The following is a 25500-nucleotide window of genomic DNA, read 5'->3' as shown; positions in this document are numbered from 1 at the left end:
TCATCGGTCATTTTGATCAGTCAATTTTTTGATTGTTTTGTTTTTATTATTAGAGATTGAAGGGTTTCATCAAGCGTTGATTCCAGTGAAGCGATTAACGCTGATGCCTCTGCCAGCTGGCTGGCTTTCCCTTCCTTCTCGATGTCGGCGGCAATCATTGCCAGCTGTGTGGCACCAAGATTGTTACTGCTTGATTTCAGGGTATGGGCTGCTCTTACCAGCACCTCCCGGTCTGCATCTTTGGAAGAGAATTTGATGTCGGCCATTAATTTAGGGGCGTCTTCCAGATAGCTGTTAATCAGTACCGGGAACTCTTCTTCCATCAACTCCTGAAGTGCATTGAAGACGGACTGATCAATCAATGGATGCTGTTTTGATAGATCCGGTTTGCTGGCAATCGTCCGGTTTTTTTCTGCAGCTTTCGGTGTTCCTGTTTGTGGCGGTGTGTCGTGAATCAGCCAGTGCGCCAGCCTCTCCCTGAGGTGGTCAATTTTGACCGGTTTGCTCAGATAGTCATCCATGCCGGCAGCCAGGCACTTTTCCCGGTCTTCAGCCATTGCATTGGCGGTCATCGCGATGATCGGTATTCTGGGTAACTGTTGCTCACGCTCTCTTTGTCTGATCAGACCTGTGGCTTCATATCCGCTCATCTCCGGCATTTGGCAGTCCATCAGCACCAGGTCGTAGGTTTGGTGTCGGCTCATGTTGACCGCTTCACGACCATCTTCTGCTATATGAATATGACTCAAGCCAATTTTTTTCAGCATGCTGGTAGCGACTTTCTGGTTGACCATATTGTCTTCTACCAGAAGTATCTGGATGCTTTCGGAGAATACTGCCGTTTCTGGTTCATGTTGGTCTGTCAGACCATCCGGTTGTTGGCTGGCGTAATGCATCACCTGCATGGCGGTATCCAGCAATCTGGACTGTCGGAATGGTTTGCTCAGGCAAGCGGACAGCCCGGCCGCTTGCTGTTGTTCTTGAGGGATAAAACCGGTCGAGCTAAGCATGATTCTGCGAATGGACTGTAAGTCGGGATCGTCTTCGATCACTTTAGACAATTCCAGCCCATCCATGTCGGGCATATTCATATCCAGAAAGACAAGCTCATAGGGCTGGTTATTGTTATGAGCTTTTCTCAATAGCTGCAGAGCGTCTTTTGCGGTTGATGCCTCGTTGTGATCCAGGCCCCAGGCTGTTAGATAGTGGCGAAGAATCTCCCGGTTGGTGTGATTATCATCAACGACCAAGGCTTTTATACCGTCCAGTGCATGAAGTGTCTGAGACTTTTGCCTGCATTGGTTTTGGGATATGGCCATCTCCAGAGTGAAGGTGAATGTGGAGCCGAGACCTTCAGCACTGATAACACGGATGTTGCCTCCCATTAGCTCAACCAACTGTCGGGAGATCGTCAAACCCAGACCGGTGCCTCCAAACTTCCGGGTAGTACTGCCGTCGGCCTGGGTAAACTCATTGAACAGGGTTGGCAGGATATGTTCAGCAATACCAATGCCGGTATCCTCCACAGAAAATTCAATTTGTGCCGACGCCTGTGACCGTTTGATCAGGTTTACTTTAACGCTGACCTCTCCCTTGATGGTGAACTTTATGGCATTGCCAATCAGGTTGGTTAGCACCTGCCTAAGTCTTACCGAGTCTCCTTTCAGTGTGGCTGGCAGGTCAACATCGGTATAGCAGCTAAGCTCCAGGCCCTTCTCTCGGGCGGTGCCTGCCAGTAATGTGCAGACATCTTCAACAACATCCCGGACTGAAATATCCACTGCCTCAATGGTCATCTTGCCAGCTTCAATTTTTGAAAAGTCGAGAATGTCGTTAATGATGGAAAGTAGCGAATCAGCAGAGGAATAAGCGGTATTCAAAAAATCATTTTGTGTTTTTGTGAGTGGGGTGTCTTTCATCAGGTCCAGCATGCCAAGAACACCATTCATCGGCGTACGGATTTCATGGCTCATATTGGCCAGGAAAGAACTTTTGGCTTTGACCGCATCCAATGCGGCTTCTTTGGCTTCATTAAGCTCCGTCAGATTTTCTTTCAGCCCCCGATTGGCCATTTTCAGTTCATTGGTTCTACTGGTAACGGTGGCTTCCAGGTTTTCACGATGTTGTTGCAGTCGGTCATCTCGTTCTTTGATCTGCATGAGCATGTTATTGAAGCAGTCATACAGTTGCCCAATCTCATCGTTGTCGTATTTTTGCACCTGGCGATCATACTGCTGGTATTTGGTGATTTCGCTGATGGTATCAGCCAGTTCTGTAATGGGCCGTGCCAGCAGTTTTTGCAGCCTGGCACTCAGCATTGCCGCCAGTACGATAGAAATTAATGCCGCAATCATGACCAAAAACAAGATATGAGTGAGGTGCAGGTAGAGCTCACTCAGGTTTGACTGGATATAAATGGCACCAATAAACTGACCATCCAAATTGATAGGACGATATAAATGCAGCTTGGCTTTGCTGAATAAGGTAACGGGCTGGTTGAGTTCCTGCAGGGTAAAGGCCCAGGGTTGCTTCTTTTCCCGATGATAGTCGGCGACGCGCTCACCGGACGGATTTAATAAGTAGGCTGCTTCTATTTCATTGGTGCTGGAGAAACCGTTCAATAGTTGTTCAGCTGCTATGGTATCCTCAAACATTAAAGCTGCCTGGGCATTGGCACCAATCACTTCAACCAGGGTTTCCAGTTTACTGACCAGCAAAGACCGTGAGTGCATATATTCACTCACGGTTTGCACACTCAGGGTCACCAGCAGAACGGAATACGCCGTTATCAGCATGGCGTATCGTAACTTCTTTTTAATGGGCAGGTTCTTAAATGTGATCATAATGACTATTTAACAACCTTGGCTAACCTCATTAATTGGGCATTAATTGTCAGGCTCGCGTTTCTGGTCGCACTCTGACTGATGGCAAACTGGATCCGGCTGCCGGTACGGATCAGTCCTATCACGCCACCTTGATAAGCGAAGTTCTCGCTATCACTGATGGTCAGTACCGATTCATTTTTTAATTTCTGTAAGATTTCGGATACGACATGTGGCGTTGAGTTATGGATGTAGACAATGTCGCACAGCTTTTCCAATGGGGCGCTGTGTATTTTATGAGTGACTGATATACGCCGCCCCCTGCTGAATTTATGATTGATTTTTTGCAGTTCACTGTTAATGGCTCCGCTACCAATAATGCACAGTGCCAGGGTCTGCTTTTTTCCGGGCCAGGCAACAAACTTGGACAGTTTATAGACAATGGCGGCCTTAACCTTATCAGCTTTGGTAACTTCACTGGCTGCTGATTGAGTTACGTTTAAGCAGCAGAGCAGAGCTATTGCAATGATTGCGCAGGTTTTGTTGATTATGATCGGCATGAAGTGATCTCCCCCATCCGATTAATGTTGCCAGCGTAACTGCAGGTACCAGGATTCCTGTACCTCAGTTTCGCCGAGCCCGCTGAATATTTCATCGAATTCCAGCCGTTGTTTGTCGAACAGGTTCTTGCCGGTCAGGGACAGTTCAAGGTCTTTGCCGAATTTTTTGGCTACCCTGAAGTCCAGGGCCGTGTTGGCACTAACTTCTGCATCTCTGAGGTTATCCATATAGCGTACCCAGAAATCCAGATACCACTGGTGGGGTAAGTTCATGTAAGAACGGATATTGGCGGTATTGTTGGCACTGAGGGTTTCCAGTAAGTGTTCATTTCCCCTAAGGTAGCTGTTGGTTATAGCTGAACCGGAATCCTTGCTGAATGCATCAACACCCAGAAAACTGTAGTTAAATTGCAGTTTCCACCAGGGGGTTGCCTGCCAGTCTGTTGTTACCTCCAGACCATAAGTGTTAGCCGTTAGCCCGTTGGCAAATGTGGTTGAATATTCTACGGCGGGTTTGCTTCCATTGTCGCCATAGGAGCAAAGCATGACTGAACTGTCAAAAGTGGTTCTATCCAGGCAACCGGGTTGATCAACGTAGGCCAAAAGATCTCTGTACTGATTGAAAAAGGCAGTGATATCAAACAGTAGCCGGTTATTAAACTGCTCTCTATAGCCCACCTCCAAAGCAAACAATTTTTCCGAATCCAGTTGATCATTGCCACTGATAGCTAATAAGTCTGGAGTAGCGGTTCCCGGTACAGGAGCGTCCTCTTCTCGCAGGAATGCAATGCCACGGGAGGTTACCGATGTTTCACTGATTGATGGTGTCTTTAACGCACTGGCCGCTTTCATCCACAGGGTTTGCTGGTCCGATATCTTCCAGGTCAGACTGGCATTGGGCTGAATCTCATAACCGGTAAAGTCGTTATGCTCAAAGCGGGAGCTAAGCGTCAGAGCCCATTGCGGTGAAAGAGTAATGTGATCCTGAACAAATGCGCTGTATAGCCGGTCCGTTCGCCTGGCAGGTGCCATGGTGATGTTGTTCGTGGCGCTGTTGAGGTTATATTGGGTCAGTCGATAACCCAGGCCCCAGATGATGTCATGATCGTTGCCGGGCAGTATCTGGTGCTGAAACTCAAGGTCGGCAGTATCTCGCTTTTCCGTGAACCGGTAATCATAATTTTCATAGCGGTCATAGTAGCCTTTGAGGGCAAAGTGGCTGCCGTCAGCCTGGTACTGTTTATAGCTGCCGATCAGATGCCCACCCTTTTGATCTCTGCTTTGATTGTTAATGCGATCCGGGCTCAGTGTGGTTTCATTGAAGATTTTTAAGTCGGGGCGGGTTGTGCCGTCATAAAGTTCACTCTGAAGTGACGCTTCAGCCCCGTTTGATGTTCGCCAATTCGCTTTAAATCCTGTTCGTTTTAATGTCCAGTCGTCATTGGCATCGGTACCGTCTTTGTTCGCTAATCCATCGCGGTTGAAGGTTTTGAAAAACGCCCGGTAGTAGCCAGAATCCCCTAATTCCCCACCGTAGCGATAGGCCCCAAAGGCTTTCTCTTCCGAACCAAACCCGGTAGACAGCAGACCACCCTGGGTATCTGCCGCATGTTTGGTAATAATATTGATCACACCATTTACAGCATTGGCACCCCACAGCGCCGCCCCCGGGCCGCGAATCACCTCAATACGGGCAATATCTTCCAGCATGGTATCCTGGACATCCCAGTTAACACCGGAGAACAGAGGCGAGTAAACGGTGCGACCATCGATCAGTACCAGCAATTTATTGGCAAAAATGTAATTAAAACCCCGGGTACTGATGGACCAGGTATTGCTATTCAACCGGGCTACCTGCATGCCAGGGACCATTCTCAGTGCCTCTGGAATGGATGTTACACCTGAACGCTGAATATCCTCATTGGTGATAACAAACACAGCGGCAGGGGAGTCCATCAGGCGCTGTTTTCTTTTGGATACCGATGTGACGTCGGGGACATCCAGTGCGATCAGCTCTTCCAGGCTGAGATCCAACAGCCCATCATCGGTTATTTCCGGATCGGAATCAGCCTGAAGACTCATGGGAGCGATGAGAGAAGAAAAAATTCCAGCCAGCAGCAGCGCATGATTTGATGGTTTCAAGGTTCCACTCCATTGGATTTATTGAAGAGAGAAGTGCTGCTGAATCATTCTCTGTTCATCCCGGGTATGACTGCTCCATTGCTTGATCTTTGAAGCGTTGCAATACCTGTTTATCTTATTAGCTCTTATTAAAAATTTAGCCCTGATTTCAGGGCTCGTCTGACTATTTCTCACTTAGCCTTCTGGATGGCTCTCAGGAAGGCTGCGGCATCGGCAATCCCGGCACCGCACCTGAAGGTTGAGCAATCGCTATCTGAGGCAAAGGGTCTGGCTGCTTCTTTCAACAGGCGCTCGCGCTCAGAAGGTGACAGCGTTGGATTGACAGCGTAACTAAGGTCAATTAAACCTGCGATATGTGGTGCTGCCATGCTGGTGCCCTGCAGCTCAGCGTAGGAGCCGTTTGTCGGACCGTTCAGCCCGGAATTGTACAATGACAGGATGCCATTGCCCTGGAAAAGAGTCTCACCACCGGGAGCCATAATGTCGATATCGGTACCATAATTTGAGTACCAGCTGAGGTTTCCTGTGCGATTGATAGCACCAACAACAATGACATTTTTGCAGTTTGCCGGCGTGCTCATCGCCACATTTTGTTGCTCATTGCCTGCTGCAACCACCACCGTGACACCCGCAGCAACCACTTCATCAATGGCGTCCTGATAGGTTTGCGGACACCAGAGCGCTTCACCACCAAGGCTTAGATTCAGTACGTTGACCGGATTGGGGTTTATCGGGAGTCCATAGACTTTCAGGCCTGCTCCCCAACGCATGGCTGATACGATATCGGAGGTATAACCACCACATCGCCCAAGCGCCCTGAGCGTTTGCACCCCGGAGAGCCAGGTAACCCCTGAAACACCGACGCTGTCATTGGTTTTCGCCGCAATCGTGCCCGTAACATGAGTACCGTGCCAGCTGCTCTTTCGGGCATTAGCCGGAACCGGGTCACCGAATGAGGAGCCGCAGGCTCCTGGCTGCAGAGCGTCTCCCGGATCCCGGGGGTTACTATCCCAGCCATCACCATCATTCGCCATCCAGGGATCAGAAACAAAATCATAACCTGCTACCAGTCTGCCATTAATCTCCTGGTGATCAGTAATCCCGGTATCAATAACACCGATCACATTGTCAGTACTGCCAATGGATATTTCCCAGGCAGCAGGGAGATTAATACCCGCTCCGGTTTCAAAGTAGTGCCATTGCTGATTATAAAGGGGGTCGTTGGGGACTCTCATGGCCTGCATTACCAGGTCTGGCTCAGCAAACTTTACCTGGGGATCGTCTTCTAATCCGGCTGCCAGCGTCTTTGCATCGTCAAGATTAACGGTGGCTCCTATTGACAGCACTTCCTGCCTTTTTCCGGCCGCAACCCCATAACCGCCATGGGTTACACCCTGTTTAATAAAAGCCAATGCTCTGGCTTCGGTAGGCTTTTCTTTAAAGTGAACAATGACTCTATCTGTGCGTTGTAATAAAAGTCGGTAATTATCTACTTCAGCCTGTGAAATAAATGTTGGTGTCAACAGTGTTGCTGCTAAAACAATCCTTGTCAGCAGTGAGTTCATTGATGCTTGCCTCAGGGGTAAATAGTTCACCAAATGCAATATTCAATTCTATTTGGTTACTTATAGGAATTTGGAATCCACCTAAGGAAAAAGTATGGTGGATGGAAATAGAGGCTTCAAAGTATTTTGGATAGTTGACGGCTGATCAGATATTGGACGTCACAAAGCACCTAATGGTATTGGCAGGTTTGATGTTACTGTCGATTTGTCTTCTGGAAAACGCTGCCATTATTTCGGCAGCACTGGTCAGTATTGATGGTTTTATCCCATCTTAGCTGGCTTTTCTGGCACTTTTTTTGGGTCATTTACTGTAGAATTTATTAAGGCATGGAAATAGGGGAAACCTGGTCAGCCCCTGAACAAAATAAAATCAACAACTGAAGAGGATGATGCTTCATGAATACATTATTAAGGATAGCTACGGTCCTGCTGATGGCATTGAGCCTCAACGCCTTTGCTGACAAACTGTATTTGAATTACGACAACAGTGTGCAGGAAAAATGGCTGGTGGATATTCTTGGCTTTATTACAGCTGCGGATAAGAATTGGCCAGAAATGAACTGAGTGTTGCTGCGGTTGTCTGAAGTATCGTAGAACGGCAGTTTAGTTTTCAGAGGATGTTTCCTGCTGTTTTTGATAAATCAGTGTTGAGGTGGCAACGCCGAAATTTTTTTGGGGGGGGTGGCCTGACAGTTGCAGCAGCAAGTTGATGATGGCCAAATGGTGCGTGGTGTGACATTGCAAAAATAACAGCTCACGAATGACCGATGTTTCCGTCTTAACGACAGTTCCATTGGTATCAATGCAGGCATTGAGTGTGAGATGGATCTCACCCGATGCATTCTTTGTCAACTTTACCAGCCGCTTCTTGATACTCAGCAAAGCGCCTACTGCAGAAGCGACATTCCTCTCACATTCCGGGTCTCTGTCCCTGTTGTCGTAGTTAATGTATCTACTATCCAGACCGGATAAAAAACACTGATAAAACTCAATGATATGACGTACATGAGCGCCTATGGTTTGAGCACTGTCAGGAGCGACAGCTTTCTGACAAGTATTTGCAGGAAGTCTTTCAATAACCTGAATCAAATCAGACAGCAACTGTTCATTACATCGGCAGGCATTGGATAGTGACATTGGACTCTGAACCTTATCACTTGATTTACTATTAATCCGTGCCATGTTGGCGCAACATCAGGCCCACGGCACACTTCGGGCTTCTTAGCCATGTCTTATAACTTTTCAGTGTTGCACAGGCTGTTGAGTTTTGTATACAGGGTAGTCAGCTCAAAAAATTCAGAGGTATGTTCTATTCAGGTCGTTAACCGGGATGGTGCTATGTAAACTTCCCACTAAACTAGTTAGAATGCTCGTGCCAGTCAGCGATGAGCTCTTAGACAGCCCTGAGCTCTTAGACAGCCCTGAGCTCTTTGACAGTCATGAGCCAATAAACAGCGTTAGCTTTACTGAGAGTCAACCGAGGAAAAATAGATGAGCAATATACCTTCTGAGTTACGGTATCTGCGTTCCCATGAATGGGTCAGGTTGGAGGAAGATGGTACCGTCACTATTGGTATTACAGATCATGCCCAGGAAGCCCTGGGGGACGTGGTTTTTGTTGAACTGCCTGAGCAGGGTGCTTTGCTCGCTGCAGGTGATGAGGCCGGCGCTGTAGAGTCTGTAAAAGCTGCCTCAGAGATCTATGTGCCATTGACGGGTGAAGTGATTGACGTTAATGGCATTCTTGAAGACGCTCCGGAAACTGTCAACAGTGATCCTTATAATGATGGCTGGTTCTTCAAGATGAAACTTGATGATGATGGTGAACTCGGTGATCTGATGGATGCAGAAGCCTATGGTGAGTTTATTGAGTCAGAGTCCTGATTGCTTCCGGGCAAGCTGATCCCCGCATCTGAAGTCATTACCTGTTACCAACCACCTGCTGCCAAGAGACAGCAGTGGGTGTGTTATCGGATTGATGCTCTCCTTATACTTCACTTAAGTGCCGGATTTCCTGATGGTTACAGGCAGCCTATCTTTCAAGCTATTTTTTATAAGGACAGCAACCACCCATGAATGATGAGCAGTTACTCCGCTATAGCCGACAAATTATGCTTCCCCAGGTTGATATCGAAGGGCAGGAACGGTTGCTGTCATCAAGCGTTTTAATTCTTGGCCTGGGTGGGCTGGGCTGTCCGGCAGCTCAGTATCTGGCCGCAGCAGGCGTGGGACACATTATGCTGGTTGACCCGGATACGGTGGATACCAGCAACCTTCAGCGGCAGTCCCTTTATTGTGCCGATGATCTGGGGGCTGCAAAAGTCTCCGCTGCACAGGCCCGGCTGTTGGCAGTCAATGACAGTATTCAGATTGAGACCATCCATGGATGTCTGGCAGGTGAAGGCCTGTCAGAGCAGGTGAGAAAAGCGACTGTGGTTCTGGATTGTACCGATAACTTTACCAGTCGGTTTGCCATCAATGCTGCCTGTGTCAGGGCCTCTGTTCCCCTGGTCAGTGGTGCCGCCATCAGGCTTAACGGCCAGCTGACAGTTTATGATCGTCGTCAGCCAGGTGCACCCTGTTACCGGTGTCTATACGATGAGCAGAGCAATGAAAATCTCAGCTGTTCTGAATCGGGAATTCTTGGGCCAGTGGTCGGAATGATAGGCACAATGCAGGCATTGGAAGCCATCAAACTGATTGCCGGATTTGGCAAAACATTGAACGGTCGTTTGATGATTTTTGACGCGATGACCATGGAATGGCAGACCGTGGGGCTGCAGGCAGATCCGGAGTGTCCTGTCTGCAGCCGGGTGTGAATAGCGTCAAACTTTTGCGAGGGAGGTGTCAGGGTGGTGGAGGACTGTCTTCTACTGCCTCTAACAGACGGGCCTTGTAATCCGGGTCCAGGTCATTCCAGTGCGCACCAATAAGGGCTCCTTCAAGTGCGTAAAGCAATACCTTGGAAACTTTAAAGCCACGGTCACGAACCTTGCAGTAGGCTGCAACAGAGCCTACGTCATGGAGTTGTTCGAGCGTTCTGATGCCTACAGCGTTTAACCATTGTACGGATGTTTTGCCAAGGTTTTTTAATTCGATCAGATCAGTTGCCATGTACTGGATCCCTAACTCAACTCTAGCGTCCGTACCAGAGACAGCATGATTATTAAAAACTCAGAAGTCATTTTCCCTTAAGAATAGACCAGACTTTTGAAGTCCTCCCATAGAGTTATCAGTTATTACTGACGCAATGGTGTTTTGACGCCTTGTTGGGACTTTCCAGTGCATCATTTCGATGAGTGTGATGTGTACAATCTCCGCTCAGGACGAACGGAGCTTGGGAGTCATTGGAAGAAGGAACCCATCAAATTGAAACCATGTACTGGCAACCAGATGGCTGATAAAGCAACTTTTTATTCACGGTAAGCGACGTGGGTTCCGCCTTTGCTAATCAATCGTCATTTTCGATACCAAAATACCTCCTGAAGGGAAACAATATAGACATTTCCCGATCACTTTCGTTTTCCGAACAAGATCAACAACAGGCTCCAGCGTATAATCGCCATCATGGTAAAAAAATCGACGACTAAAAAAGGCAGGCCCGCCAAAAAGACCCGGTCATCCTCTAAGCAAAGGCAGGACAATCCGGTACCGTGGAAATCTATCCTGCTCAAGCTGGGCTTGACGCTGGTGGTTCTGGTTTGTGCTTACGCTGTCTATCTGGATGCCGTAGTCACTAAACAGTTTGAAGGGAAAAAGTGGGCGATACCGGCCAAGGTATTTGCCCGTCCTGTTGAATTGTATAAAGGCAAGCTGATAACCCCCGGTGATCTCCAGTCCCAGCTCAGGCGTCAGGGCTATCAGGCGGTGCGTGATGTGGCACGACCAGGTACGTTTGCCCGCAATGGCAGTCAGTTCGTTATTTATAGCCGGGGGTTTCACTTTCCCGATGGTGCTGAACCACCGCGCTATGTGCAGGTTGACTTTCAAGGCAATGAGGTGATTCGCCTCGCGGACCGGGATGGTCAAAACCTGCCACTGTTAAGGCTTGATCCACAGCCCATTGGTGGTATTTATCCGGCCAGTTATGAGGACCGCCTGCTGATTCGGACCGCCCAGACTCCCCGGTATCTGATTCCTGCCCTGCTGGCCATTGAAGACCGGGACTATTACGACCATGTCGGGATCTCACCCACCTCCATTGCCCGGGCCATGGTGGCCAACCTGAAAGCCGGAGGGGTTGTTCAGGGGGGGAGTACCATTACCCAGCAGTTGGTGAAAAACTTCTTTCTGACCAATGAGCGCACTCTGGTTCGTAAAGGTAAAGAAGCCATTATGGCACTGCTGCTTGAGCTGCATTACGGCAAAGAGGAGATTCTTGAAACCTATTTAAATGAGGTTTACCTGGGGCAGCACGGGCGTCGGGCCATTCATGGTTTTGGCCTGGCCAGCCAGTTTTACTTTGCCCAGCCTCTCAAGGAATTGAATCTGGCCCGCACGGCCTTGCTGGTGGCTATGGTCAAAGGGCCCTCCTGGTACGATCCAAGGCGATACCCTGAACGCGCTCTGGCGAGACGAAACCTTGTGCTGGATGTCCTGGCTGAGCGATCCATCGTGCCTGTTGCCGAAGTTGAACGCTCTAAAAAGTTGCCATTGGGCGTTGTCAGTCGGGAACTGGTCAGTACCAACGATTTTCCTGCCTATATCGATATGGTGAAAGAGCAGCTGCGCAAGGATTATGATGAGAAGGACTTGACCTCTGAGGGGCTGAGAATTTTCACCAACCTGGACCCGGTGATTCAGCGGGAGGCCCAGAACAGTGTTACCAGCACGTTAACGACTCTGGGTAAGGACAATCAGCTTCAGGGTGCCATGGTGGTTAGCTCTGCCCAGACCGGGGATCTTCTTGCCGTTGTGGGCGATCGAAACCCCGGGTATGCCGGATTTAACCGTGCCCTTGAGGCACGCAGACCGGTTGGCTCCCTGTTGAAGCCGGCAATCTATCTAACCGCGCTTGAACGGCCCGGTCAGTACACATTAACGACGCCTGTCCATGATACACCAGTGAAAATCAGTGATGGTCGTGGCGGTTACTGGGAACCTCAGAATTACAGCCGTGAATCCCATGGTCAGGTGCCACTCTATCTGGCGCTGGCGAAATCCTATAATCAGGCGGCAGCCAATACCGGGATGGCGGTTGGTTTGTCATCGGTCCTGGATACGCTTAAGAGGCTGGGTATCGGGCAGGAGTTACCACCTTATCCTTCGGTCTTGCTTGGCTCTCCATCCATGGCACCGATTGAGGTTGCCAAGATGTACCAAACCATCGCCAGTGGTGGCTTTCGTATGCCGTTGCGGGCGATCGATGCGGTGGTAGACAGCCAGGGCAAGCCACTCAGCCGGTACAGTATTTCTGTCGAGCGGGCTTTTCAGCCGGGGCCAATGGAACTGCTGCGTACCGCTTTGGGTATGGTAATGGCTGACGGTACGGGACGCGGCGTATATCAGTATGTTGAGCCGGGTATTGCCCTGGGCGGTAAAACAGGCACCACCAATGATCTCCGGGATAGCTGGTTTGCCGGTTACTCCGGTGATCTGGTGGCAGTGACCTGGATTGGCCACGACGACAACAGCCCGACAAAACTCACTGGCAGCAGTGGTGCTTTGAAAATCTGGGGTAACTTTATGTCGAATGTGCCGATGCAATCGGTAAAATCCCTGGGAGCCAGCAATGTGACCAGCGTCTGGGTAAATCCATCGGCAAATGGTCGCAGTCATCGCTATTGTCAGGGCGCTAAACCATTGCCCTATATCAAGGGTTCTGAGCCAAAGGCCTATGCCGGTTGCAAGGCTGATGTGAAGGATTCTCTGTTTGACAAAATCAAAGGGTGGTTTGAATGAAGTATGACACCATCTGTGAGTGGTGTGGCAAAGTGGTATCTTTTCCACCCTGGCTTTTCGTTGCGCTGTTGTTGGCCGCAGTTCTGACGGGTTGCTCTACGCCAGTATTGATACAGAAAGAACAGCCTGGAGTGGCATCATCACCCTATGAACAGCGTCAGGATGCACTGGGCACATTATTGCACCAGGCCTGGAATGCCCGGGAAGCTGGCAGGTTTGATGAGGCCGAGAGTGCACTTGGACGGGCGATGCGCATTGGCCCAACGGCTCCGGACGTTTATTACCAGCTGGCCCTGCTGCGTCAGGATCAGGGGCATGTTGCCCAGTCCCGGCAACTGGCTGAGAGGGCATTAAGTCTGGGACCGGGCTTTATGCTGGAACGAAAAATCACTCATTTGTTAAGTGCGTTGAATAGCTGATATGTCTGAAGAAGTTATTGTTTTGCTGGACGCTATGGAGTCAGAGCTGCGCAGGCAGGATGTCTGGCTTCCCATGCCTCCGTCGGTTGAAGCCATGAACAGCACCACACCTTTTTGTATGGATACCATGGCATTCAGCCAGTGGTTGCAGTGGATATTTGTTCCCCGCGTCAGGGCTATCATGGATGGGGGCGGCACTCTGCCAAAGGGTTCAAATATCAAGTCCTATGCAGAGGAGGCGTTGCCCCTTGAACGGCTGGAAAGTGAAAAGCTGCTGCTGATTATTGAGCAGTTTGATCGATTAATGAGTTGACCTGCCTGTCGCAGGTCAATGGCTTATGGAATCTGCAGGCAAGTGCTGGTTATTCAGGTGCCGGATCTTGGTGGCGGATGACTGGCATGTCGATCCCGAATACCACAACAGCTGCGAAAAAAGTCGGCTATAGCAGCTGTACGGCCTCTGACTGGTTGATGCTCTTGTGGAACCATTTCTGACGCTTCCGTTGAAGGTTCTGCCTGTGAGGTTTGCAGGGCTTGTGGTTTGTCCTCTGGCTGAGAATCACTGATATTCGGGTCATGAGCTGATATTGCCGCTGGTAATGTTGTTGCAATATTAGAAAATGAATCTAATACGGAGGACATACTATCAGCACCGGCCAGTTGAGGTCTGGCTTCCCCTTCCGGTTGTGGATGAATCGTGCGGTCAGCTGCTTTTTTGTCATCTGGCACCTGCTCTGAATTAAATGCATCAGGAGGTGGTAGTAATGTTTCCCGTGATCTTGAAACTTCTGGCTCTGAGCTTGCGGCAGAAGAAATACCAACTGATTGACTTTGTTGTGTATATAAGATGGGGACTGAACCAGTAACAGAAGAATCCATAGCTACCTCTAAAAGGTCATTAAAGCATTATTTAGACCAATATTTTCACCGGTAGTTTCTCCTTGTTGATGTAAATTCAGGAAGATAAGGTAATTCATCTAAATTTCAGGTTATTTATACCCTATCTTATATATGCCCGAGATTTTTTATCTTTTTATCCAAAACTGCCTCTACAGGATAATCTCACTTAAACGCGTTTATTAATTCAATATTCTCCTGTGTACCGGATAGTGAGAAGTGGTTATTTTCTTTCATAAGTTGACCGGTACCATCAATATCCAACTGTGAAAGCAGTGTTAACACCTCTTGTCTGGATAGGTATTTTACCTGCTGTGACAGTAAACGAATCTTTTCCGGTAGTGTTCTGGCGGTTGCCATAAGCATTTCAAGTCGGCCAAATCTGATTTTCATGGTAAAGCTTTCGGCAGGCTGTGAGGTGATGGGTGCAAGCATTGCAGCCAATATACGGCTATCAATTTCATTTTCATGGTTTAACAGGTTGCAGAGCCATAACTTATCATCAATATTGATTTCGCTGCCGGATAATAATTTTACAATGGTATTAACCGTTAATTGAGCGGTACTCACGGCATTGGCTTTATATTCGTTCCAGAAACGTAGCAGGTAGTAATAGGTGGTGTCTGTCTTAAACTGGTTGTCACTTTTTGCCAGCCACTCAAGGCTTTTCAATGAGAACCGACACTTGGGGTGCTGAATAATGATCTCAATCCGGCTTGGGGATAAATGTGTGAGGTTCAGTTGCTCAAGGTAAAAGTCAGTGAATGCAGAGAGTAGCTGGTTCAACGTTGCATCGTGGATTTCGTTGCTGTCTGGTAAACTGTATTCTTTCGCCTCAAGCTCCCGATGTTGCCAGACTTCCAGAGCTTCGCTTACTTGCCACTGTGTGGCCACTTGAAAGTCATTGGGCAGGTAGCCGTTGAGATACTCTCCGCTGTTCTGGTTAGTGCTTTTCTGGCTGAAATTACTCGCCTGATGCTCAAGGGATTGTGGGAGGGGCGTGGCCGGTTGCCATGAAGCTATGGGATATCCATTGAAAGGAGTATCTGGATAGAAATAAAACAGATAGTCCCGGTAATCTTCAGCAAAATACCCATTCATAAGTAAGTAAAGTAAAGGGCCAAAGCGTTCTTCAGTCAGCGCTCTTAACACTGAATCCGCCATAAAGCCTTGCCGTAGCGTTTCGGCCACCGTTTTACCAGGTAGTTTATTGTCATGGAACACCGTCCAAAAGAGCCCCATACCATCGGTTAATTCTGCATGCTCTTTGGGATAAAGATTCTTAATAACGACCATGGCAAACAGCTTGTTGTTATTCGGCGCTTTAAAATCCGTGGATAACTGATCCAGGTAAATATGAAACTCATTAACGATATTGGTCATCAGTTTCATGTCGCCAATGGCGCTTGCAACATTGTAAATTAATGCTTTATCCATCCCACGGCTATTGATGGTTTTCAGCCGCTTATACAGTTCCGGGCCGGTATGTTCAGCATTGGGAGCGGGAATAATGGGAACCACCAGGTCAAAAAACCGGGTACGTTCGCTAGCCGTCAGTATTTCGTCCGCCAGGAGATAGATAAAATAGACGGGTTGTTTAATATGGCCTGAGCCATTCAGGTAGCCATTGACACAATACAGTGTTTCCAATGCTGTCTGCTGGGAAGGGCTTGTCAGGTTCTCAACAATGACCACATCATACCTGCCGTGGTTAAAGGCATGATTGATTTGATGGAGATAATGACTGACATCTGATCGGTCTGCACGGTTCTCCAGCCGGGTTCGCCTCTTTCTCTGGCCTGTTTTCAGTAACCCCGTAAATAGATACAGTACGACCAGTGTTGCCACCAGGAACAAGGAGAGTTCAGCTAATAATGGGGCATACTTTTTGGCAAAGGCCAGCATCGGGTCAGGTAAATACAGATGGAGTGCTTTGACCGTTGTACTTTGATCAATGCCCAGACTACCGCTGAGATAGCCCAGTGTTGCAATGGAATAGCTGGTCGATAAGGCCAGAAGCGCGCCAATGACTTTTTTCCAGCCTTTGGGTTTATGCTGCAGCGCCTTAATGTCATCGGGTAATTTGCCTGTGATGCTGCACAGAAGTTGCTCTAATAATTCTTTCTCATTTTCATTGCTATCCCCAGTAATGGGGGGATTGATTTCGGATAGCGGTGGCAAAAAAATCCGGGTGTACTTGAATTGTGGATTACGCTCGGTGAATGCATGAATAAACGCGCTTTTGCCGACACCAATGGCTCCGGAAATGGCAATATTTCGGGTTTCAGGCTGCTCTTCTACATTGAGGGCAGCCAGTAGCTCCCTCTCATACTTTTCGAATTGCTCATGTGGCATCGTCGTTGAGTTCAGAGGCCTGATAAGTGACTGGCCATCACGACGTTTCAGATACCGGGAAAATGTCCCTCCTGATGCCTTGCGAGCGGTGGTCGATCTGCCATGCTCAGGATAATGCTGCGAGTACTTTTCCCGGGCTGCCTGCCAACCTGCTCTTGCTGCTCTCCAGCCAGCCATGATTGCTTTGAGGTACCTGGTTTTACGGCGAATCAATCCTGACCGTTGAAGATGAGCCATCATTTCCCTGTAGCCTTTTCCATGACCAATGTTCGTGAGCCAACACATTAACTGTTTAAAATCGGCAGGATTTGGCAGTGGGTGAGCAGATATATTGGCCTGTTTTGATTGGCCAGCCTGTGACGTACATGGACAAATCGTTGTGATGCACCTTTACACTACAGGTATCGGCAGTTCTCTTTCCCCGGGGCAGGAACGTTCATCAAAAATGGCTGTCTGAGTCAGTAATTCCCGTGCAACCCCGAGAGTTTAACGTCTATGAATCTCGCTGATCTGACTGGGCCTTTTACACCGGACGTCAGTTTCCCTGCTAATGACGGTAATTCTCACCCTGTTTCCCCGGCTACCGTTGGACCAAGAGCTGTCTATCAAGTGCCAGTTGCAGCAGTGCAGTCTCAATTACGTGAGCAAAATCACATCAGAGATACGGTTCCGACAACCAGTACTTTATGGCCCAGGGAGGCTTCATTACCTGCACACATAAAACTGAGCGATGACATAAGCCAGCAAGTTAAACGGCAGTTATCAGACGATGCAAAGTGTATTGTTTACCATGCCAGCAGAAGCGCTGCTGATGGGGTAAAAAGCGTTCAATTCACTGAATATGCACAAAACCTTATGCGTCAGGATGGGTTTTCTGAAGAAGAGTTGTCCAGTGCTGTGAAGATGTGCAGTATGGTTGATTCCTCAGATACTTGTCACAAGCGCGACGACGATTGCGAGCTCCAGAGGCAGATCTATTTTGTTGCAAATCCAAAAGTGAATGAGTGGATACTTAACCACTTGATGTCCAGTTCTGACCTTGATCGCGATGTTGATGACATGATATTCGAGTATTCGGATGGCAACCGCTGGCATCCTTCGGGTTTCTTCGGTGCCACCGTTCCACAGACTCTGGTGGATGACAGGTATGTTCTGATATCCAAACAACACGGGTCACCTTTTGAGCCAGCTGACTTAAGTGTCAATGTTCAGAAATATATATCTGACAGGATTGCCAGGCATCACTGCGATACCCTCAGCAGGCTATCTGAAATCGTAGAATGCAGCAGCAGTGACAACGATGAAAAATTATCAATATTAAGCGATTTTCTAAAGCCTTACCGGTCAAACCCTGGTGACTCAGAAACAAGGTAAAAACCTGCACGACTATGGATACAGGAGCTCCTCCCGACGACGGGAATCGTCGATAACCTCGTACTCTCCATTATTGCATTAGTCATTTATCGTCTTTCTGTGACAAAAAAATTCGTGTTCATCGAGGCAAAATCCGTATTTGTATTGACGGATGGCTGCTGAAAGTCAAAAATGGCACCTCCTGAAGCCGCCCAAGAAGCTGCGTTGGGAATTATGCGACAATTTGATGCCGCTTAATCTGCGGCTCAGATAAGAGTGTTCCTTAGTGTACCGACTTCTCGATCTTGTGCTGAGATCATTTGTTGGTGCACTGCTCCTACCCGCACAGGAATGTAGCATTTCTGCAAGCCAGAATTGTGAGTCTCATGCAGCCCGGAGCTGCACTTGTTGGTGAAGGCTGATCGTTAAGAGATGCCTTTTCGTGTTCGCCAATTTCTAACACGCTCTGTTTCAGGGACTGTTGGCATTGAGTCGGGATATTCAGCGGCAGAAGATGTTAATAGCGCCAGCAATTCGGGGCGATATAAAAATTCATTCCAAATAAAGCCGAGGGTTAGCAAGTGGAGCTATTATCCGGCGCGGACATGGTGGTCCGATCACTGGCAGATGAGGGAGTCGAGTATATATACGGGTACCCGGGGGGGGCTCTGCTGCACGTCTATGACGCTATTTTCCGGCAGAAGGCGATTACCCATATCCTGGTACGTCATGAACAGGCTGCCACCCATATGGCAGACGGTTACGCAAGAGCAACCGGCAAGCCGGGTGTGGCCCTGGTAACCTCTGGTCCGGGGGCAACGAATACCATTACCGGTATTGCCACTGCCTACATGGACTCGATCCCCATGGTGGTGCTTTCCGGTCAGGTGCCGTCTGCCTTTATTGGCAGTGATATGTTTCAGGAAGTGGATATGGTGGGTATTTCCAGACCCATCGTAAAACACAGCTTCCTGGTCAAGCGGGCTGAAGATATTCCAGAGGTCATCAAGAAAGCCTTCCATCTGGCACAGACCGGTCGCCCGGGGCCTGTTGTGGTTGATATCCCCAAGGATATTACTGACCCGGGCAAAAAGTACCAATACAGTTACCCGCAAAAGGTACGGCTGCGTTCCTATAACCCACCGGTTAAAGGTCACAATGGCCAGATTCGCAAAGCGGTTGAACTGCTGGCAGAGGCTAAAAAAACCATTATCTATGCCGGTGGCGGTGTTATTTTGGGCAAGGCGTCTGAACAACTCACAGCGCTGGCGAAAACATTGAATGTACCGGTGACGAATACTCTGATGGGCCTGGGTGCCTACCCTGGTTCGGACCATCAGTTTGTCGGTATGCTCGGTATGCATGGCAGTTACTGCGCGAACCAGGCGATGCACAATGCGGACCTGATTCTGGCAGTGGGCGTCCGTTTTGATGACCGGGTGACCAATAACACATCAAAGTTCTGCCCGGATGCCAGGATCATTCATATTGATATTGATCCGGCCAGTATCTCCAAGAATATACCGGCGGATGTGCCGATTGTCGGGCCAGTGGATGCGGTACTGGACACCATGATCCGTCAGATAAAAGAGACCGATACCCGTATTGGTCAGGAAGCGCTCGATAGCTGGTGGCGTCAGATCAATGAATGGCGTGAAGGTCGTGGTGGCCTGTTCCCTTACGACAAGGGTGACGGCACTATTCTCAAGCCTCAGCAGGTTATAGAAACACTGTATGAAGTAACCCGGGGTGAAGACACCTACATCACGTCCGATGTTGGTCAGCACCAGATGTTTGCTGCCCAGTATTATCCATTTGATAAGCCCAACCGCTGGATTAACTCCGGAGGCCTGGGAACCATGGGCTTTGGTCTGCCTGCCGCGATGGGAATAAAACTGTCATTCCCGGACAGCCATGTGGCCTGTGTCACCGGTGAGGGCAGTATTCAGATGAATATTCAGGAGCTCTCTACCTGTCTGCAATATGATTTGAATGTGAAAATCATCAACCTGAACAATCAGGCACTGGGCATGGTACGACAGTGGCAAGATATGCAGTATGACAGTCGTTATTCCCATTCTTACATGGATTCACTGCCAGACTTTGTCAAACTGGCGGAGTCCTACGGGCATGTGGGCATGAGAATTACCGATCCGGCCAGGCTGACGTCGGCCATGGAGGAAGCGTTCTCGCTGAAAGACCGACTGGTCTTTATGGATATCCAGGTGGATACCAGTGAGCATGTTTACCCCATGCAGATCAAGGACGGCAATATGGCCGATATGTGGCTCAGCAAAACGGAGAGGACCTGATGAAACGGATTATCTCTGTCCTGGTTGAGAACGAACCCGGTGCACTGTCGCGTATTGTCGGGCTTTTCTCCCAGCGTAATTACAACATTGAAACATTGAATGTTGCACCAACGGAGGACAAGACACTGTCCCGCCTGACGCTGACCACGGAGGGCAATCCCCAGGTCGTTGAGCAGATTACCAAACAGCTGAACAAGCTGGTGGATGTGGTAAAACTGGTGGACCTGACCGAAGGTGCTCATATTGAGCGGGAGATGATGCTGATCAAGGTGCGTGCCGGTGGGCCACTGCGTGCTGAGGTAAAACGGACAGCGGATATTTTCCGTGGTCAGATCGTCGATGTGACCAGCTCTGTCTACACCATCCAGCTGACCGGAACCGGTGAAAAGCTGGATGCCTTTATTGAAGCCATTGGTCAGGCACAGGTGCTGGAAGTTGTGCGAAGTGGGGTGACCGGTATTTCCCGTGGGGAAAAAGTGTTATCTCTTTAAGCGCTGACTGTTAATCTTTTACCCCGGAGTCCGACTTCGGGGTAAATTATTCAAAGCCCCTTGATGGGGGAGTTTTGGCTTAGCCGGATTTCAGTTATTTGGAAGATTGCTTTCTAATACTTCCAGCATCATGTTGTTGTCAGGATGCCATGCCTTTTATTCCTCTTGCTGCTGCTTATACCAACTCCACCTTCTAAATATGAACTGCGCAGCCATTTTGAACCGCTGGATCTTCGTTGGAATTCCTCGCAATAGCCCTGCTATTACTCGTCATTCCGCCTTGCCCAGCGGTCCAAAATGACTTGCTCGTTATCATATTTAGAAGGTGGAATTGGTATTATTTTGCCCCCGATTGAATAACAACATCAAAGGTCCTCAGATAGATTTACTGATGTCTGAACCTTCAGAAGATTGACGATGCCTGAGTAGGTTTTGATTTCTGCTATTTTGTTATTCAAGACTGGTCCCGGATTGCCAAAGGGGAACATAGCATGAAGGGTGCGGCCTACCGCTAAGCTCTCTCGAGCTATCGTTAGAACAGTTTCTGAAAGTTCAAGGGCGGTCTTTCCGTTCTGGGCTCTGTCTTTGGTGGAGGCACCTTGGTCAATCAGGCGCTGAACTGCATTTGAATGACCTTCAATGGCCGCATAATGGAGGGGGGTCATCATGCCAACATCCTTTGCCAGCGCATCTGGTGTGACATCCACTCTGCTGGTGGTAGCATTGACGAAAGCACCATGGCCAATCAGTTGATCAATAACCTTTGACTTACCAGATTTAGCCGCAAGATGCAGAGGTGTTTGTCCCCGGCTGTTTTTGGCATTGACGTCAACTTTACAGGCAATCAGTACCTCAATGGCGTCATGTGCGTGGTGACTGAAGACTGCACAGTGCAGGGGCGTCCATCCAGAATGGTAAAGGGTATTAACGTCAGCACTCCGGGTTATCATGGCCTGGATTTTGTCTTTTTGTCCCTCCATAATCACCTCGTGAAAGGCTGATTTACAAGAGCCTGGATAATGAAGCGTGTTAATGTCAGCCCCCGGAGTTCTGGCTAGCAATTGGTCGAATAAATTCCAGTCATTGATTTTAATCAGTTCACTGAGCAACCCGGCACGCATATCGTCACAAGGTGCCTCAGAGCGGCACAGGGCACTGGCTAACGACCTGATGATGGGTGTAGTCAGTTTGTTTACTCTGTTTATCCAGCTCCATAGCGTCTCGCCACGGCCAATAAGTACATTGGTGGCTGCGCCAGCGGTCAGCAGAAGATCAACGGTCTCAACCTGACCGGTCTCAATAGCAATGTGAAGTGGTGTTTTTTTGTACTGTTTCCGGTGGAATTCCCTTTCACCGTATCTTACTGTGGATTTATCGGTTCTCTCCCTCATTCTTCCTATGTTAAAAAAATGGTGTATTGTCGTTTCAACCCTAAACACTTTTGGCAACCATGAGGCTTGGGCATCAATATTAGCGCCCCTGTCAAGCAATAGCCGAATGGAATCATGTTGCCCATGTTCTACCGCAAAATGGAGGGGGGTCCTGCTACCGGCAGTGATATCAGCGCCTTTGTCAAGCAAAATCTTAATGACATTAAGGAAACCTTTTGCAGCTGCAAAGTGAAGTGGGCATCTTTCATCCGGGACGAGGTGATTAATGCCAGCGCCACTGTCAATAAGGGCAATTATGGCCGCTTCATGACTATTTAACATCGCAAGGTGGAGGGGAGTATCACCGTGCCTGGGGGGAGTGAGGGCATTGATGTCGGCACCGTGGTTAACAAGACACTTGATCGTCGCTACATCACCTTTGCTAGCCGCGCAGTGCAGGGCAGTTATCCCGCCTTTGGTGATGGCAGTGGCGTTTGCACCCTGTTCAAGCAAGCCCTCGACAAAATCAGACCGGCCTCTGGCAGCTGCCACGTGGAGTGGCGTCTTCTCAGAGTACAAACAATGGGCAATTTTCCGTTTACAGAGTGGACAGCCGAAATCGGCATGTTTTGAGTCTGTAAGCCACTGATCAATGCACCAACTGTGATAGATATGGGTACAGGGAAACGTCGCAACAATACCACTGTTACCCGGGTTTTCAAGGCAGATAGCGCATTTTTCAGTTTCCACATCTTCTGGTTGAGAGACCAACGGGGCAGCAGTAGTTGGTATCGGGTTACAGTGATAGACATTATTCATTACTAAAATACTAAAGCCTCAATACGTTACAGATGATTGACAAATTAATTAATCAGATTTAAAACTGCCTGAGTGGTTAGATTGGTCTATAAGCTATTAGTTCAGTTTCTCTGTAGAAAAGGATAATCATTTTTCCAGGGTGTTTTCAGGTTTATTTACCTGGTTAGCTACTTACACAAATATCATTCTGAAAGATTTTTTTATATTGTGGGTTTCCAGGCTGGCATGGCCATCAGCAATATTCCGGGTACCTTTTTCTCGTTAAATTATTTCTTCTTGTTTTAGCCGTTCATTGGTGAATTGAGGTTGAAATGTAGAATTATTACTAATCATAAATGTATCTCCAACGCAATTTCCGTTACTGGCTGAAAAAGCGTTAATACGAGTATTTCACTACTTTTGTGTTGATAATTATTTAACGGAATAGCATTAAGAAGATCTTGAAGTCTTGAAATAGTTATAACTGCATAACTGAATGTCCCAATAGGTACCACGAGAATTTATACTATAGGAGGTTAAGAATTATTCCACTGCAAGGATTGAAAATAGATATGTGAGCTCAATCATCGGGCTATGCCAGGATGTTGAATAGACACTTGATCTACCTCAGATAAGATCTAGACTGCCCATGCTGTAAGTCATCGGGTGATATTGAAAACAGTCGTCAAACATTCCAGGGCAGTTAAAGAGGAAATCATAATGACACCGATTTCAGCCCAGGCTTCAATTGCCACTGCTAATACCAGTGATCCTGCCGATGTTCCGAAAAAATCCCAAACGGCCACTTTTTCTCATCGAAACGTTTGTTTTTCAATGGGTCTTCCTTCGAAAAAAATACAATGCAGCGGTGAAAACCATTTGATAACATCAATAGCGCAGTGTCTGGGAGAAGGGCATCTTTTGTGCCGGGATTGTCAGTTGACCTCCAGCCCTGGAACCCTGACTCAAATGCCCAAATGTCCACTTGACGGCTCCGATGTCGTGGATGACATTGCCGAAACCCGCAGTTTCGGGCACACAGAGATACCATGCCCTTCTGCTACCACATTTGAACCTTGCCATGAATCGGCCTGCACCTGGAAAGGCCCTTACCGGGAGGTCAAATCTCACCTGGATGAATGTGATGGAATTCCCGACAGCACCAAATTAATGATGCAGGGTAAGCAGCTAAAAGAGCTGCAAGCACAACTCATGAATTCAGAGAAAAAACAAAGTGCGAGGATACAATCTCTGACTCAGAAATATGAAGCACTGGATCAAGGAACGCTTCAGGTATTGAAACGAGATGCAGAGAACCTGCTGCCATTATTGACGAGAGCCGTTCTCTGCTTAGGCAATGCGAATCGGAACATCGACAGATTGCGAACGCGGCTTGATCGATTGGAGGAACGCACTGGTAACATGGAGCGACAGTTCAATAGTTTTGTTTTCCGAAGTGCCCGGCAATCAGCTGTCGAGAGTTTAGCCGCCGAGCAAAGATACCTGACTAACCTGCAGCGATCTTACGTAACGGCTGGAAGTTTGTCTCCCATGGAGTCGTCTGATAATACAGGTAGATGTGTTGACGTTTTTTTATGGCGAATAGATGGGGTCCAGTCATGGCTGGCAGATGCCGCAACAAGGAAAGATCAGAGTCATTATTGTCCTGCAGTCTATACAACAGACCGCTACTGTGTGTCCGGACAACTTTCTTCTTATGAACAAGCCAGTGCAAGAGGTTATCTCGGGGTCTATATTGCTGTGTGGAAAGGTCAATACGATGAGCAGATTCGCTGGCCAATGAATAAGATGATCTCGGTGTCTCTGATTGATCAAAATGACCCTGCCAAACGTGCAGGGGGAATGTTTGCCTCTGAGGAGAAGCCAGGCTTCCAAAAACCGCAAAAGCGGGTAAATAGCGGATGGGGTTTTTCTAAATTCCTGGCGCTGAATGATCTGAGCAATCCTGAAATTGTGCAAAATGACTCCCTGCATATAACGATTAAACTGGAGGATCCCTCACCCGGCTCTGGTGCATCGGAACGGCATCATTAAGGATAGAAGTAGCAATCAAATATGGCTTCACAAATGGATATGTTGCTGATGCGAAACGAGTTCGTATAAGTACATTGTCAGGTGTCTCTGTGCCATCCCTCAAAGTCTGCTATGTTCATGGCTCATTCAATAAAAACAGGCAGTACCTATGTCACTGGAAGCCAAGGTAAACGCTCTCGACTATGCGTTCCAGGAAAACAACAAAATCCTTGAAGCAACTCATGGAGTTGTATCCCTGATCCTCAATGAACAACGTGAGAAGTTCAAAGAGGTTGATCGCCGTTTGGATGCGGTTGATCGCCGTTTCGACGCGGTTGATCACCGTTTGGATGCGATTGATCGCCGTTTCGACAAAACCGAAGAGTTGCTCATTCAAATCGTTAACCACCTTGCCAGCAAGTAACACGTCACCTAACGAACAGCATCAAGGGAATCAGTGCGCCTTACGCAAAGACTCAGC

21 protein-coding genes are annotated in these 25500 nt (G+C 48.3%); 11 read left to right on the top strand and 10 right to left on the bottom strand.

All coding sequences use genetic code 11. The annotated features are described in order from the left end of the window. Positions 1-20: 20 nt before the first annotated feature. The 4 genes from ACO6VE_RS18020 to ACO6VE_RS18005 all read right to left on the bottom strand — a co-directional run bounded on the left by ACO6VE_RS18020 (position 21) and on the right by ACO6VE_RS18005 (position 7089). Positions 21-2843: a response regulator gene (locus ACO6VE_RS18020; RefSeq protein ID WP_422462685.1), complete on the bottom strand. Its 2823-nt coding sequence runs from the start codon at positions 2841-2843 to the stop codon at positions 21-23. A gap of 5 nt (positions 2844-2848) precedes the next feature. Then, the gene (locus ACO6VE_RS18015; protein ID WP_422462683.1) at positions 2849-3382 is read right to left on the bottom strand and encodes a YfiR family protein; all 534 of its coding nucleotides are present in this window, start codon (positions 3380-3382) and stop codon (positions 2849-2851) included. A 21-nt stretch (positions 3383-3403) separates the two neighbouring features. Further along, positions 3404-5524: a TonB-dependent receptor plug domain-containing protein gene (locus ACO6VE_RS18010; RefSeq protein WP_422462681.1), complete on the bottom strand. Its 2121-nt coding sequence runs from the start codon at positions 5522-5524 to the stop codon at positions 3404-3406. 170 nt (positions 5525-5694) lie between these two features. Beyond that, complete coding sequence (locus ACO6VE_RS18005; protein ID WP_422462679.1) at positions 5695-7089, bottom strand: S8 family peptidase; 1395 nt, start codon at positions 7087-7089, stop codon at positions 5695-5697. Between the two features lie 396 nt (positions 7090-7485). On the opposite strand from ACO6VE_RS18005, the gene ACO6VE_RS18000 reads away from it, so the two are divergent. After that, entirely contained in the window at positions 7486-7653 is a 168-nt protein-coding gene (locus ACO6VE_RS18000) for a hypothetical protein (protein ID WP_422450578.1), read from the top strand. A gap of 39 nt (positions 7654-7692) precedes the next feature. Here ACO6VE_RS18000 and ACO6VE_RS17995 read toward each other — a convergent pair whose 3' ends face one another. Continuing rightward, positions 7693-8226, bottom strand: a complete 534-nt coding sequence (locus ACO6VE_RS17995) for a hypothetical protein (protein WP_422462677.1) — start codon at positions 8224-8226, stop codon at positions 7693-7695. A gap of 354 nt (positions 8227-8580) precedes the next feature. On the opposite strand from ACO6VE_RS17995, the gene gcvH reads away from it, so the two are divergent. Both gcvH and ACO6VE_RS17985 read left to right on the top strand, forming a co-directional pair. After that, entirely contained in the window at positions 8581-8973 is a 393-nt protein-coding gene (gene gcvH / locus ACO6VE_RS17990; protein WP_101748033.1) for a glycine cleavage system protein GcvH, read from the top strand. 188 nt (positions 8974-9161) lie between these two features. Continuing rightward, the gene (locus tag ACO6VE_RS17985; RefSeq protein WP_422462675.1) at positions 9162-9908 is read left to right on the top strand and encodes a HesA/MoeB/ThiF family protein; all 747 of its coding nucleotides are present in this window, start codon (positions 9162-9164) and stop codon (positions 9906-9908) included. 28 nt (positions 9909-9936) lie between these two features. Here ACO6VE_RS17985 and ACO6VE_RS17980 read toward each other — a convergent pair whose 3' ends face one another. Next, a complete protein-coding gene (locus tag ACO6VE_RS17980; RefSeq protein ID WP_066014644.1) occupies positions 9937-10203 on the bottom strand; it encodes a TfoX/Sxy family protein in 267 nt (88 codons plus the stop codon). A gap of 453 nt (positions 10204-10656) precedes the next feature. On the opposite strand from ACO6VE_RS17980, the gene mrcB reads away from it, so the two are divergent. The 3 genes from mrcB to ACO6VE_RS17965 are packed head-to-tail and all read left to right on the top strand — an operon-like array spanning position 10657 to position 13722. Beyond that, positions 10657-12990 carry a penicillin-binding protein 1B gene (gene mrcB / locus ACO6VE_RS17975; protein ID WP_422462673.1) on the top strand — a complete coding sequence of 778 codons (2334 nt, stop codon included), beginning with the start codon at positions 10657-10659 and terminating at the stop codon, positions 12988-12990. After that, complete coding sequence (locus tag ACO6VE_RS17970; protein WP_422450582.1) at positions 12987-13409, top strand: tetratricopeptide repeat protein; 423 nt, start codon at positions 12987-12989, stop codon at positions 13407-13409. Before mrcB ends, ACO6VE_RS17970 begins: the two co-directional genes overlap by 4 nt. Position 13410: 1 nt before the next feature. After that, on the top strand, positions 13411-13722 hold the full coding sequence (locus ACO6VE_RS17965; RefSeq protein ID WP_101748028.1) for a YqcC family protein: 312 nt from the start codon (positions 13411-13413) through the stop codon (positions 13720-13722). Positions 13723-13775: 53 nt separating this feature from the next. Here the strand turns inward: ACO6VE_RS17965 and ACO6VE_RS17960 are convergent, their stop codons facing one another. Further along, positions 13776-14288, bottom strand: coding sequence for a hypothetical protein (locus ACO6VE_RS17960; RefSeq protein ID WP_422450584.1), 513 nt, complete (start codon positions 14286-14288; stop codon positions 13776-13778). A 183-nt stretch (positions 14289-14471) separates the two neighbouring features. Next, complete coding sequence (locus ACO6VE_RS17955) at positions 14472-16901, bottom strand: hypothetical protein (protein ID WP_422462671.1); 2430 nt, start codon at positions 16899-16901, stop codon at positions 14472-14474. 384 nt (positions 16902-17285) lie between these two features. Here ACO6VE_RS17955 and ACO6VE_RS17950 point away from each other — a divergent pair, with 384 nt between their 5' ends. The 3 genes from ACO6VE_RS17950 to ilvN all read left to right on the top strand — a co-directional run bounded on the left by ACO6VE_RS17950 (position 17286) and on the right by ilvN (position 20817). Beyond that, on the top strand, positions 17286-18035 hold the full coding sequence (locus ACO6VE_RS17950; protein WP_422462669.1) for a hypothetical protein: 750 nt from the start codon (positions 17286-17288) through the stop codon (positions 18033-18035). 560 nt (positions 18036-18595) lie between these two features. Beyond that, on the top strand, positions 18596-20326 hold the full coding sequence (locus tag ACO6VE_RS17945) for an acetolactate synthase 3 large subunit (protein WP_422450587.1): 1731 nt from the start codon (positions 18596-18598) through the stop codon (positions 20324-20326). Beyond that, positions 20326-20817, top strand: coding sequence for an acetolactate synthase small subunit (gene ilvN / locus ACO6VE_RS17940; protein ID WP_101748023.1), 492 nt, complete (start codon positions 20326-20328; stop codon positions 20815-20817). Before ACO6VE_RS17945 ends, ilvN begins: the two co-directional genes overlap by 1 nt. A 365-nt stretch (positions 20818-21182) precedes the next feature. Here the strand turns inward: ilvN and ACO6VE_RS17935 are convergent, their stop codons facing one another. Together ACO6VE_RS17935 and ACO6VE_RS17930 are read right to left on the bottom strand one after the other, a co-directional pair. Then, positions 21183-23006, bottom strand: a complete 1824-nt coding sequence (locus ACO6VE_RS17935) for an ankyrin repeat domain-containing protein (RefSeq protein WP_422450588.1) — start codon at positions 23004-23006, stop codon at positions 21183-21185. Positions 23007-23873: 867 nt separating this feature from the next. Next, positions 23874-24068 (bottom strand): hypothetical protein, encoded by a 195-nt coding sequence (locus tag ACO6VE_RS17930; RefSeq protein WP_422450589.1) that lies wholly within the window; start codon positions 24066-24068, stop codon positions 23874-23876. A gap of 87 nt (positions 24069-24155) precedes the next feature. On the opposite strand from ACO6VE_RS17930, the gene ACO6VE_RS17925 reads away from it, so the two are divergent. Both ACO6VE_RS17925 and ACO6VE_RS17920 read left to right on the top strand, forming a co-directional pair. Next, positions 24156-25040 (top strand): hypothetical protein, encoded by an 885-nt coding sequence (locus ACO6VE_RS17925; protein WP_422450590.1) that lies wholly within the window; start codon positions 24156-24158, stop codon positions 25038-25040. Between the two features lie 148 nt (positions 25041-25188). Next, positions 25189-25443: a hypothetical protein gene (locus ACO6VE_RS17920; protein ID WP_422462668.1), complete on the top strand. Its 255-nt coding sequence runs from the start codon at positions 25189-25191 to the stop codon at positions 25441-25443. Positions 25444-25500 lie beyond the last annotated feature (57 nt).

The sequence above is a fragment of the Endozoicomonas sp. ALB115 genome, from assembly GCF_049310245.1.
Classification (GTDB): Bacteria; Pseudomonadota; Gammaproteobacteria; order Pseudomonadales; family Endozoicomonadaceae; genus Endozoicomonas.
Note: the sequence above shows the minus strand (reverse complement) of the source record. Positions and strands in the feature narration are given on the sequence as shown.

Bases quoted from the DNA above. Each gene is read 5' to 3' on its own strand.
- ACO6VE_RS18020 (WP_422462685.1), bottom strand. From the start codon at position 2,843: ATGATCACATTTAAGAACCTGCCCATTAAAAAGAAGTTACGATACGCC.
- ACO6VE_RS18015 (WP_422462683.1), bottom strand. From the start codon at position 3,382: ATGCCGATCATAATCAACAAAACCTGCGCAATCATTGCAATAGCTCTG.
- ACO6VE_RS18005 (WP_422462679.1), bottom strand. From the start codon at position 7,089: ATGAACTCACTGCTGACAAGGATTGTTTTAGCAGCAACACTGTTGACA.
- ACO6VE_RS18000 (WP_422450578.1), top strand. From the start codon at position 7,486: ATGAATACATTATTAAGGATAGCTACGGTCCTGCTGATGGCATTGAGC.
- ACO6VE_RS17995 (WP_422462677.1), bottom strand. From the start codon at position 8,226: ATGTCACTATCCAATGCCTGCCGATGTAATGAACAGTTGCTGTCTGAT.
- gcvH (WP_101748033.1), top strand. From the start codon at position 8,581: ATGAGCAATATACCTTCTGAGTTACGGTATCTGCGTTCCCATGAATGG.
- ACO6VE_RS17985 (WP_422462675.1), top strand. From the start codon at position 9,162: ATGAATGATGAGCAGTTACTCCGCTATAGCCGACAAATTATGCTTCCC.
- ACO6VE_RS17980 (WP_066014644.1), bottom strand. From the start codon at position 10,203: ATGGCAACTGATCTGATCGAATTAAAAAACCTTGGCAAAACATCCGTA.
- mrcB (WP_422462673.1), top strand. From the start codon at position 10,657: ATGGTAAAAAAATCGACGACTAAAAAAGGCAGGCCCGCCAAAAAGACC.
- ACO6VE_RS17970 (WP_422450582.1), top strand. From the start codon at position 12,987: ATGAAGTATGACACCATCTGTGAGTGGTGTGGCAAAGTGGTATCTTTT.
- ACO6VE_RS17965 (WP_101748028.1), top strand. From the start codon at position 13,411: ATGTCTGAAGAAGTTATTGTTTTGCTGGACGCTATGGAGTCAGAGCTG.
- ACO6VE_RS17960 (WP_422450584.1), bottom strand. From the start codon at position 14,288: ATGGATTCTTCTGTTACTGGTTCAGTCCCCATCTTATATACACAACAA.
- ACO6VE_RS17955 (WP_422462671.1), bottom strand. From the start codon at position 16,901: ATGATGGCTCATCTTCAACGGTCAGGATTGATTCGCCGTAAAACCAGG.
- ilvN (WP_101748023.1), top strand. From the start codon at position 20,326: ATGAAACGGATTATCTCTGTCCTGGTTGAGAACGAACCCGGTGCACTG.
- ACO6VE_RS17935 (WP_422450588.1), bottom strand. From the start codon at position 23,006: ATGAATAATGTCTATCACTGTAACCCGATACCAACTACTGCTGCCCCG.
- ACO6VE_RS17930 (WP_422450589.1), bottom strand. From the start codon at position 24,068: ATGGCAAGGTTCAAATGTGGTAGCAGAAGGGCATGGTATCTCTGTGTG.
- ACO6VE_RS17925 (WP_422450590.1), top strand. From the start codon at position 24,156: ATGATGCAGGGTAAGCAGCTAAAAGAGCTGCAAGCACAACTCATGAAT.
- ACO6VE_RS17920 (WP_422462668.1), top strand. From the start codon at position 25,189: ATGTCACTGGAAGCCAAGGTAAACGCTCTCGACTATGCGTTCCAGGAA.